The sequence below is a fragment of the Belnapia arida genome, assembly GCF_016773205.1.
Taxonomy (GTDB): domain Bacteria; phylum Pseudomonadota; class Alphaproteobacteria; order Acetobacterales; family Acetobacteraceae; genus Belnapia; species Belnapia arida.
Genome location: NZ_JAETWB010000092.1, coordinates 1 through 6,905, shown reverse-complemented (window position 1 = coordinate 6,905; position 6,905 = coordinate 1). Strand labels below are relative to the sequence as shown.

The 6,905-nt window shown below is 63.1% G+C and carries 6 protein-coding genes and 1 pseudogene; 4 read left to right on the top strand and 3 right to left on the bottom strand.

Going from position 1 to position 6,905, the window contains the following annotated elements; all coding sequences use genetic code 11:
• The coding region (locus JMJ56_RS32265) for a hypothetical protein (protein ID WP_236039029.1) at window positions 1-346 on the top strand (346 nt) is incomplete at its 5' end.
• Between the two features lie 1,171 nt (window positions 347-1,517).
• Here JMJ56_RS32265 and JMJ56_RS32260 read toward each other — a convergent pair.
• Window positions 1,518-4,007, bottom strand: a complete 2,490-nt coding sequence (locus JMJ56_RS32260; RefSeq protein ID WP_202835974.1) for a hybrid sensor histidine kinase/response regulator — start codon at window positions 4,005-4,007, stop codon at window positions 1,518-1,520.
• 5 nt (window positions 4,008-4,012) lie between these two features.
• The gene (locus tag JMJ56_RS32255; RefSeq protein ID WP_202835973.1) at window positions 4,013-4,207 is read right to left on the bottom strand and encodes a type II toxin-antitoxin system ParD family antitoxin; all 195 of its coding nucleotides are present in this window, start codon (window positions 4,205-4,207) and stop codon (window positions 4,013-4,015) included.
• A gap of 981 nt (window positions 4,208-5,188) precedes the next feature.
• Here JMJ56_RS32255 and JMJ56_RS32250 point away from each other — a divergent pair.
• From JMJ56_RS32250 to JMJ56_RS32240, 3 genes are all read left to right on the top strand, one after another.
• Entirely contained in the window at window positions 5,189-5,737 is a 549-nt protein-coding gene (locus JMJ56_RS32250) for a VOC family protein (RefSeq protein WP_202835972.1), read from the top strand.
• Between the two features lie 157 nt (window positions 5,738-5,894).
• A complete protein-coding gene (locus JMJ56_RS32245) occupies window positions 5,895-6,146 on the top strand; it encodes an isochorismatase family protein (protein ID WP_202835971.1) in 252 nt (83 codons plus the stop codon).
• Window positions 6,147-6,166: 20 nt separating this feature from the next.
• The gene (locus JMJ56_RS32240; RefSeq protein ID WP_202835970.1) at window positions 6,167-6,553 is read left to right on the top strand and encodes a nuclear transport factor 2 family protein; all 387 of its coding nucleotides are present in this window, start codon (window positions 6,167-6,169) and stop codon (window positions 6,551-6,553) included.
• A 208-nt stretch (window positions 6,554-6,761) separates the two neighbouring features.
• Here JMJ56_RS32240 and JMJ56_RS34570 read toward each other — a convergent pair.
• Window positions 6,762-6,905 (bottom strand): annotated as a pseudogene (locus JMJ56_RS34570) (IS3 family transposase); the annotation flags it as partial.

Genomic DNA, 6,905 nt, shown 5'->3' with positions numbered 1-6,905 from the left:
CAGAGCAGAAGGTGGCGGCGTTCCAGGCGGCTGCTTCAGCCGTGCAACACTGTCCGTAAAGGCGGGGCAAGGCCACCGGCGCCGGACTGCCGACCGGCTGACCATGATCCGGTTGAAGATGGCGATCGGCCGCGAGCTGGATGAGCGGGGCCTCACTAAGCCCGTCGAGATCGGCGCCGCGCTCGGGCTGCCGCCGGCGGAGGCCGCCAAGCTGCTGACCCGGCATCAGTGGCGCAAGGACGACGTCGAGCAGCTTGAAGCAGCGGCGGCACGGCTGGGGTTGCTGGAGGATGACGGTTGCCATTCCTCCTTCACGCCATGCAGGGTGCGCATATCCAATCCTTAGGAGTGGACGATGAGAGATGTTTCCGGGCTGGCCGTATCCGTGGGTACTGCCACGCTGCTGACGACCCTCATCGAAGAACTTAGAGCCTCCGGTGCGCTCTCCTCAGATGCAGCAGAGCGGGCTTTCTCAACCGCTATATCGCGCCTGCAGGACACCTCAGACCTCGCCACACAGCGCGAGGCCGCAGACTTCTTGCAGGTGATCGCAACCTCAATGCGGCCGGCGCCATAGGCCTTGCTTGGACCATGCCCATGCCATCAGCACCGGGTAGCCCCAACTCCTTAAGGATACGCTGTGCTGATTGTCGCTATTGGGTGACGAGCGACGACATGCCGCAGATCGGTGTGACAGGAAGCCCATACAGACGGGGCGAGTGCAGACGGTTTCCCCCTCAATCTCCACCCCCCGCCTCGCGGCAGGACTATCCATCAACACGGTTTTGGCCGCTCGCCCACAACTTCGACTGGTGCGGGGAGTGGCGGGGGTCGTAGGTGCCGCCTCCTGGCACCCTCCCCAAGGCCTAGTGCCGGAGCGTGAAAGGGCCGCCCAAAGCAGCGCCGTGCTGCATACCGCCAAGATCGAGTTTGAGGGCTCTCTGAGCCGGTCTCGGCCTATGCCAGTGGGGCGAGGTAGAGCTGGCGGGCTAGGCGTCACCCAAGCGGCGCCGTGTGGCAAACCTACGATAAACGGGGTTTCTCAGGGATTTGCAACCAATGATATTACATGAAACCCAAAGATGTATTCATAGTTGTAGAGATTGAGGTTTCCACAACCTCACTCCCTACGCATCCTACTTGGCCCGTTCTTCCTCGGGGAGGAGAGCGGGTCTCTTTCTGCTCCTTGCGCAGCCTGATGGCGGAACGCTCGCAAACCCACCCGGCCAGGGCGGCGTTGGCAAACTATTCTTCCTACTATCCCGAACCTAAGGCCGCCCCACTCCCGTCGGGCGGCCTTCTCTTTGCGCGATTGAAGCAGCGTCGGCTCTCTTGCGGTAAGCGGCACTTTTATCGCATGTGAGCGGGGGCTCGAGCGTGGCAAACAGAGCATGCGTGCCGCTGATCGGTCTCGGTCCTATGGCCGGATTGGGCGGAATGCAGACATTGGCGCATTGCACCCCAGCGTCCGCTCATCGCTCTCGTTCCTGGCATTTTTCGGATCGGAGTGATGGTCGCTACCGAACTGAACTGCGCTTGCCTTGCCGCCACACCGCAACCTTGCGGAGCACACGCGAGAGTTGCTCGATCGAGTAGGGTTTCTGTAGCAGATCAAACCCGTAGGTGCCGTTCTGCGCCAGCACGTGACTGTAGCCTGAGGTCAGTACCACCGGCAGGTCGTGGTGCTCCTGGCGAATGCGTTGCCCGAGTTCAATCCCGCTCATGCCCGGCATGACCACGTCGGAGAACACCACGTCAAAACGGTCCGCGTCCCTGGCCAGCTCGGTCAAAGCCTCTTCTGCACTGGCGGCCAGGACGGTGCGGTAGCCGAGTTCGGCTAGAGCCTGCGTTGTGAAGGTGCCGACATTGGTGTTGTCCTCGACCACGAGGACGCAGGTGCCATGTCCATCCACCAGCGGGGCAGGCTCGCCGGCATCCTTGAGACGGACCTCCGCTGCGGCGGCACGAGGCAGGTAAAGCGTGAAGGTCGTGCCCTCGCCGACCCGACTTTCAACAGCGATCTCACCCCCCGACTGCTTGGCAAAGCCGAATACCTGGCTCAGGCCGAGGCCGGTGCCCTTGCCTTGCGCTTTGGTGGTGAAGAAAGGCTCGAAGATCCGCTCCAGCTGCCCGGGCGGGATGCCGCTGCCGGTGTCGATGAGCGACACCGCCACGAAAGCACCGGGTACCGTCGGGTGCAGGCGCACCGACGGAAGCCCCTCCCTTGCCTCCACCCGGATAGTCAGCTGGCCTTCCCCATCCATGGCGTCGCGGGCGTTGACCGCCATATTCACCAGCGCCGTGTCGAACTGACTGGGATCGACGTTCACGAAGCATGGCGTTTCCGGCAACTCGGTGACGATCCTGATCCGTGGGCCGGTCAGTGTTCCCAGTACGCTGTCGAGCATCCGCACGCTGTCGCAGGCGGCGAACACTTCCGGCTTGAGGGCCTGCCGCCGCGCAAAGGCCAGGAGTTGGCTGGTCAGCTTGGCGGCCCGTTCCACCGTATCGGAGATGGCGGCCACGTAGCGGTCCCGACGTTCCTCGGGGAGACCGGGCCGCTTGAGCAGGTCCACGGAGGAGCGGATCACAGTGAGAAGGTTATTAAAATCGTGCGCGACGCCGCCGGTGAGTTGGCCGACCGCCTCCATCTTCTGCGACTGCCGCAGGGCATCCTGGGCTTGCAGGAGGTCGGCTTCGGCCTTGAGGCGGCTCGTCACGTCTCGGGCGTGGTGGAACGCGCCGATAATGACACCGGCCTCGTTGCGGATGGGGGAATAGTCCAGCTCCCAGTGCAGCACCGTCAGATCCGGGTTGCCGAAGTCCCCCTCGGCCGTGAACTCCTCGCCCGCAAGCGCTCGGGCGGCGAAGGCGCGCTGCACGGCAGCTTGATCGGGCGGGAAGGCATCGGGCAGCAGCTCGCCCGGCCGTGCGGGATAGCCCATGACGCGGAACCACTCAGCAGCGTGCGCCCTGTTGAAGGCAATGACCCGCTGCTCGGTGTCGTAGGCGCAGATAGGGAAACGGGTGGACTGCACGATATTACGGTAAAGCGTGAGTTCTGCCGTGCGCTCGGCCACCTGCTTCTCCAGGACCTCGTTCAGCCGTTGCCGGGCTTCCTCGATCTCCCGGCGAGCGGTGACATCGCTGGCGGTGCCGAACCACTCGGTGATCCCGCCGTCCGGTCCGAACAGGGGCACGGCCCGCGACTGCGTCCAGCCCACGCCGCCATCGGCGAGGCGGACCTGGTGCTCCAGGGAGAAGACCGACCTGCTCCGGATGGCCTCCGCGATCGCGGCCCGAACGCAGGACTGCTCCTTCTCTGGGATGTAGTCTTCGATCCAGTGCGGGTTCGCGGTGCCGGTGTCGGCGAAGAAGCCGCCGCCGGTGAGCTGACGCATCTCCGTCCAGTCCGCGTTCATCGAGTACAGGATCTCGGAGGAGGCCCGCACCAAAGCCCCCAGCCGCGCCTCGCTCGCGCGTGACACCCCGACTTGTTGGGCGAGGTCGGCATTGGCTTGGGTCAGGTCACGCTCGGCCACCACCTGCCGCGTCGTCTCGGTCACCACCAGGAAGATGCCGGCGATCTGGCCCTCATCGTCCCACAGTGGGCTGTGGCAATGGGTGAAGTAGGCCTCCCGGCGCACGCCGTCCCGGTCGGGCGTGTAGCGGGCGTTCTCGACGTGGAAGGTCCCGCCGGACAGCACCTTGTCGAAGATGGGCGTGAGCTGGTCCCACATCTCCGACCACCACTCCCGGGCCGGGCGGCCGAGGTTGCCCGGGTGCTTGTGGCCTAGGCTGGGAGCGTAGGCGTCGTTGTAGATGGTCGTCAGCTCCGGCCCCCAGTGCAGCATCATGGGGAACTCGGAGCTGAGGACGATCCGCACAGCCGCCCGCAGGGAGAGTGGCCAGTCCTGCACAGGGCCGAGGGGGGTTTTTGACCAGTCGATCCCGCGCAGCAGCGCTCCGGTCTCGCCGCCGCCCGCAAGCCACTCAAACCCGGACATCACCCCTACTTTTCCGCTTTCCGGGCACCCGCCGCCAACCGCATCCGGCGCTCCTGCTCAATGGCTTCCTCGCGCTCCAGGGCACGGATGGCAGCTCGCACCACCTCGCTGGCGTTCTGGTAGCGGCCCGATGCAACCTGCGCGGCGATGAAGTGGTCCATGGCCGGGGTAATCGAGACGTTCTTGCAGATCTGCTTCATCACGCAGCCGGGCTTACTCATTAGCGGTCACGGCTGTCAAAGATTGATGTCTGCAATGGGTCGAGTGCAGCGGTAGCCCAAGCGGGTGAGAGCGAGCACCGGATGGTAGAGCTGACCTGTGCCAAGGGAGGAGTATCGCAAGTGAGGCAGCGCCGGCTCAGTCTTTCGCCACCTTCGCCCAGGCTCACAGCGCCGCTCCACACATCGCCAGCAGCAGGGTCGGCCCCCATTGCCCATGGTGGGGGTAGGACCATTCGCCATTGAGGCTAGCGCGGCGGCAGGCCGCATAGATTGGTCCTCCGGGCGCCTGCTGGAGACGATAAGGCTCAGGGTCAGGGGCGCGGCTGGCCTGACCCTCATGTATTTGGGCATCCGGCGCTCGTCCACCCAGAGGTTGATCAACGGCGTGATGGTGCCCGAGCCGAAGCTCTGACCGTGGAGCGGGTGGTCCGGCATCCGTAACGTGCACATTTGCCCGCCCTTCTGGCAGTCGATAACGGCGCCGCGGTAGCTGTAGGACGCGCCGCCCAGCGGGCCCTCGGCCGCACTCAGCTCGGGCTCAAAGCAGGCCACTGGCGGGGTTGGATCCGGGAACAGGGTCATGCCGCAGCATAGCGGTCCCCGTGATGCGGAAGGGGTAAACCACGCACCGATGCCCTCGGGTATAAAGGCGTTGGAGGGAGCGGGACTGATGGACTTTATACACCAGCCCCGCCGCCAGCCGCGGCGACTACTCCGCCGAGAACACCACAAGTAGCAACCGGACTTCAGCTAGCGCTTGTCAGCACCCTTTCCCGCCGGCATGGCTTGGCTAGCACCACCCAGCTTTTTCAAATCTTTGATTGCATGAGATCAGCGTGAGGCTTGATCCGTCTAAAGATGGCATCTGCCTCGGCCTGTGTGCCAGATTGGACAAGGTGAAGGCCGAAGGCTCAATCGGACAGCAGCCTAGGCGCCCTAGAAGGCAGAGGGAGAGGCGCCATGCCCAATTCCGTGTCTCGAGCACGCTTATCGCATGTTGCGCTTCAGGTGCGAGATCTGCCGAAGATGCAGCACTTCTATGCCGAGGTTCTCGGCTTGAGGGTCAGCGATCAGGGCTTCGCTAAAGGGCCGGGTTGCGAAATGGTGTTTATGAGTGCCGATGAAGCGGCACACCACCAGATCGTGCTCATGGCAGGAGCACCGGAGGAAACTGGCCCGGCCCGAGTCAACCACATGGCCTTTAACGTCAGCTCCCTGGACGAACTGCGATCTGTGCGCGACCGAGCGCTCGCTTTGGGTGCGACCAACATACGCCCGCTAGATCATGGGAATGCCTGGTCGGTTTACTTCAGCGACCCTGAGGGTAATCAGCTGGAGGCGTTCCTCGACACTCCATTCCATGTGCCGCAGCCGCACGGCAGAAAACTCGACCTCGCTCAGTCCGACTGCGAGATCATGGCAGAGACGGAGCGCGCCTGCCGTGGCGACCCAGGTTTCCTCTCAAGGGAGCAGTGGAAGGAAAAGCATATCGTTCGGGTCCGAAGCTGAAATACCTGGATCAAACCGTACTCTCGTTGAGGGCACCTGGAACACCGAGATCTGGCTCGCGCTCGCGCTGCACCCGGGCGACCTCGTGGTGCCCAAAACTACTACAGCGGCTTCTTCAAACCGACCTCGTCTCCGCGCCTAGGACGTGCGCCACCTAATGGTGACGGGCTGCACGACGAGCATCTGCGTAGAGTCCACGGTGCGAGACGCCATGTTCCGCGGCTACCATTGCGTGGTGCTGGAGGACTGCACCGGGGCGTCGATTGAGGCGGGCCTGCCGCGGAGCAACCACGAGGCATCACTCCTCGCCATTCAACTGCTCTTCGGTTGGGTTTCAGACGTCGGTCGGTTTGCCGAGGCGCTGGACATTAGCGCTCAGCTCGGCCGATCTCATCGCCGCCGGTACTGAGCATCATTCGGGAGAGTCAAATGGCACAGAAGCTAAATGTAGAGTTGCTGAAGGATATTCTCGCCGCCTTCAACAGCCGTGACATAGACAAGGTAATGAACTTCTTCGCGGAGGATTGCATTCTTGAAACCCCGCGCGGTGCCGATCGGTGGGGACGACGCTTTGAAGGTGCCGTTGCAGTACGTGAGGGATTACTAATGCGCTTTACCGGTATGCCGGATGTCACCTACACGGATGATAGCCACTACGTTGATGGCGACAGCGGCATCTCGAAATGGACAATTCGCGGGACCGATGTCGGAACTGGCCAAAAGGTGGAAGCCAATGGCTGTGATTTTTTCACCTTCCGCAACGGTCTCGTTGTCAGGAAGGATAGCTACTGGAAGATAATCGACCGCAATCATTGATCCAGTTCAGTTGTCAAGAATGCCGGTCAGGAGGTCTTCTTGATACCTGACTTCCTGCCGGTCCACCGCTTGGCCAAGCTCCGCCACCAGAGCATTTATTGCAATTGCACGGACTTGCGAGTTCTGCTTCGAGGCCGCCATCGGATGCACGTTCACAGCGCCCAGTTTACTGACTGATCGGCCCCCATCGGGTGGTCCGCCGTGAATGTTAGTTCAGCATTGGCCTGGGCGTCACGACCTGTGTGGTCGGCGGCGCCGGTCGACGTAGCGCCACAGGCCAGGCGGCGAAGGTGGACATGAACACCTCCGGTGCTGGCGGCCTGAAGCCGAGCGAAGCGTGCGGGCGGACGGT

Bases quoted from the DNA above. Each gene is read 5' to 3' on its own strand.
- JMJ56_RS32245 (WP_202835971.1), top strand. From the start codon at position 5,895: ATGGTGACGGGCTGCACGACGAGCATCTGCGTAGAGTCCACGGTGCGA.
- JMJ56_RS32260 (WP_202835974.1), bottom strand. From the start codon at position 4,007: ATGTCCGGGTTTGAGTGGCTTGCGGGCGGCGGCGAGACCGGAGCGCTG.
- JMJ56_RS32240 (WP_202835970.1), top strand. From the start codon at position 6,167: ATGGCACAGAAGCTAAATGTAGAGTTGCTGAAGGATATTCTCGCCGCC.
- JMJ56_RS32255 (WP_202835973.1), bottom strand. From the start codon at position 4,207: ATGAAGCAGATCTGCAAGAACGTCTCGATTACCCCGGCCATGGACCAC.
- JMJ56_RS32250 (WP_202835972.1), top strand. From the start codon at position 5,189: ATGCCCAATTCCGTGTCTCGAGCACGCTTATCGCATGTTGCGCTTCAG.